2 protein-coding genes, 1 tRNA gene and 1 pseudogene are annotated in these 2,401 nt (G+C 69.3%); 3 read left to right on the top strand and 1 reads right to left on the bottom strand.

Annotation, left to right across the window (positions count from 1 at the left end):
* Together IH13_RS36460 and IH13_RS0100805 are read left to right on the top strand one after the other, a co-directional pair.
* Positions 1–1,207: S1C family serine protease (locus IH13_RS36460; protein WP_031080117.1), on the top strand; the 1,207-nt coding region annotated here is incomplete at its 5' end.
* Positions 1,208–1,269: 62 nt separating this feature from the next.
* Positions 1,270–1,354: transfer RNA gene (locus IH13_RS0100805), tRNA-Ser, on the top strand.
* A gap of 511 nt (positions 1,355–1,865) precedes the next feature.
* On the opposite strand, the pseudogene IH13_RS44240 reads toward IH13_RS0100805, so the two are convergent.
* Positions 1,866–2,039 (bottom strand): annotated as a pseudogene (locus IH13_RS44240) (GNAT family N-acetyltransferase); the annotation flags it as partial.
* Positions 2,040–2,136: 97 nt separating this feature from the next.
* Here IH13_RS44240 and IH13_RS0100800 point away from each other — a divergent pair.
* Positions 2,137–2,316 carry a hypothetical protein gene (locus IH13_RS0100800; RefSeq protein ID WP_051835737.1) on the top strand — a complete coding sequence of 60 codons (180 nt, stop codon included), beginning with the start codon at positions 2,137–2,139 and terminating at the stop codon, positions 2,314–2,316.
* Positions 2,317–2,401: the final 85 nt, after the last annotated feature.

Genomic DNA, 2,401 nt, shown 5'->3' with positions numbered 1-2,401 from the left:
GCCTCCGCCGCCGGTGGTCCCGGCGTACGCGGAGGGCGGCTCCCAGCCCTGGGGCGCACCGGCGCACGGCGAGCACGCACCGCGCAGGCGCCGCGCGGGCGGCCTGGTGGCGGCCGTGGCCGTGGCGGCCCTAGTCGCGGGCGGTTTCGGCGGTGCCCTCGGATACTGGGCGGCCGACAGCAACAGCTCCGGGTCCTCCGGTTCGACGACGGTGGCGGCCTCCAACAGCCCCAAGGACCTCAAGCGCGCCGCCGGAACGGTCGCCGGCGTCGCCGCGAAGGCGCTGCCCAGCGTCGTCACCATCGACGCCCAGTCGGGCGAGGGCGACGGAGGCACCGGCACGGGCTTCGTCTACGACAAGGAAGGCCACATCCTCACGAACAACCACGTGGTGGCCTCCGCGGCGGACAGCGGTCAGCTGACGGCGACGTTCTCCGACGGCAAGAAGTACGACGCCGAAGTCGTGGGCCGGGCCGAGGGATACGACGTGGCGGTGCTGAAGCTGAAGAACGCACCGGACGGACTGACCCCGCTGCCGCTCGGCGACTCGGACCAGGTCGCGGTGGGCGACTCGACCATCGCGATCGGCGCGCCGTTCGGACTGTCCAACACGGTCACCACCGGCATCATCAGCGCGAAGAACCGTCCGGTGGCCTCCGGTGACGGTTCGAGCAGCGCCAACTCGTACATGAGCGCCCTGCAGACGGACGCCTCGATCAACCCGGGCAACTCCGGCGGACCGCTGCTGGACGCGACCGGCGCGGTCATCGGCATCAACTCGGCGATCCAGTCGACCAGCGGGGGCGGCATGGGCCAGTCCCAGGCGGGCTCCATCGGCCTGGGCTTCGCCATCCCCGTCAACCAGGCGAAGAACGTCGCCGAGCAGCTGATCAAGACGGGGCAGCCGGTGTACCCCGTCATCGGTGCGACGGTGACGATGGAGGAGAAGTCCGGCGGCGCCGTCATCTCGGAGGACGGCGCGGGCGGTACCCCGGCGGTCACCCCGAACGGGCCCGCCGCCAAGGCGGGGTTGAAGGCCGGTGACGTGATCACGAAGTTCAACGACACGGTGATCGAGAGCGGACCGACCCTGATCGGCGAGATCTGGACCCACAAGCCCGGGGACACGGTCACGCTCACCTACAAGCGGGGCGGCAAGACGTCGACGGCCGAAGTCGTCCTGGGCGAGCGCAAGGGCGACAGCTGACCGGCTAGGCTGTCCTTCGCGTCGCGGCGGACCGGGACTTCCCGGGCCCGACGGCGATGCGGGGTGGGTTGCCCGAGCGGCCTAAGGGAACGGTCTTGAAAACCGTCGTGGCGCGAGTCACCGTGGGTTCAAATCCCACACCCACCGCAGCAGGTCCGAGAAGTAGCAGGTCAGAGGGCGGGTCTCCGGTTCGGAGGCCCGCCCTCTGCGTTCAACCGGTCTTACCTCGTGCCGCTCGATCGCAGCGTTGTCAGGGCATGTGGCCAACCCGTGGCCAGGCTGGCCACGCCGCTCAGTCGTCGCGTCGAGTCTCCGGGCTACATCGATCATGCGGTTCGACGTGTCTTGGTGGCCCCTGAGGTTCTTGGCGCAGAACTTCTACAGCACTGCCGGGCGGTGGCCTGCGCGCCGCGCGACCTCCACCGGGCCCCACCCTTGCCTTGAGCCGGCGAGAGACCCGGCGTGTCGCAAGGAGTAGGGCACACGGGCGAGCGGAGTCGTCAACTCGTCGGCAGGCAGCGCTTCGACTCTTGCTCTGTGCCAGACCTCGGTGTGCTCCGGTGATCGGGCCCGGCCACCCCGTACCGCGCGGAAAGGGCGACCATCAGGGAAGCGGGTGCTGTGCTCGTCCAGGTGCGCGCGCAGTAGTGCGACCGGGCTACGCGGACGTGGTGTGGGTGAAGCCTAGGCGGGCCAGTCCTTCGGATTGGCACAGCCGATCTGAGGGGCCGTCGACCTCGGTCTGGAGGAGTTGGTAGGCGGCGCCGTGAGTCCGGCCCCAGTGCATCGCTGCCCGCCACAGGCCGCGACCCAGGCCCTGGCCCCGAGCCTCGACGCACGACGGAACCGATTACCGGTGCACAGCGGTCAGCCGGAAGTCGTACCTTTTCACGCGCCCCGGACTTACCGTCACGGTCACCGAATCGGGAATGGGGAAGAGACGGCGCCGCGTCCTGGTGCTGATCGATGGCCCCGCCGATCCGGTCGACATCTCCCTGGCCGTTCTCTTCTCCGGTGCGAACCGCTCTCAGCTGACCCTGGGCGGAGCCTTCCGCGCAGGCTTCTCCACGGTCTTCAACTTCTGGGCTGACACCACGGCAAGAAGCTGACCCATACCTTCCTGCCACAGCACCCGGTGCCGTTTCCGGCTGGCCGACGACCTCTTGACGCTGCCCAACCACTGTCTCTTATACA

It is taken from the genome of Streptomyces sp. NRRL WC-3549, from assembly GCF_000721935.1.
Taxonomy (GTDB): Bacteria; Actinomycetota; Actinomycetes; order Streptomycetales; family Streptomycetaceae; genus Streptomyces.
The sequence above is the reverse complement of the archived record's forward strand: the minus strand, read 5'-3'. Positions and strand labels throughout refer to the sequence as shown.

Coding starts and splice junctions, on each gene's coding strand:
- IH13_RS0100800 (WP_051835737.1), top strand. CDS start 2,137: ATGGGGAAGAGACGGCGCCGCGTCCTGGTGCTGATCGATGGCCCCGCC.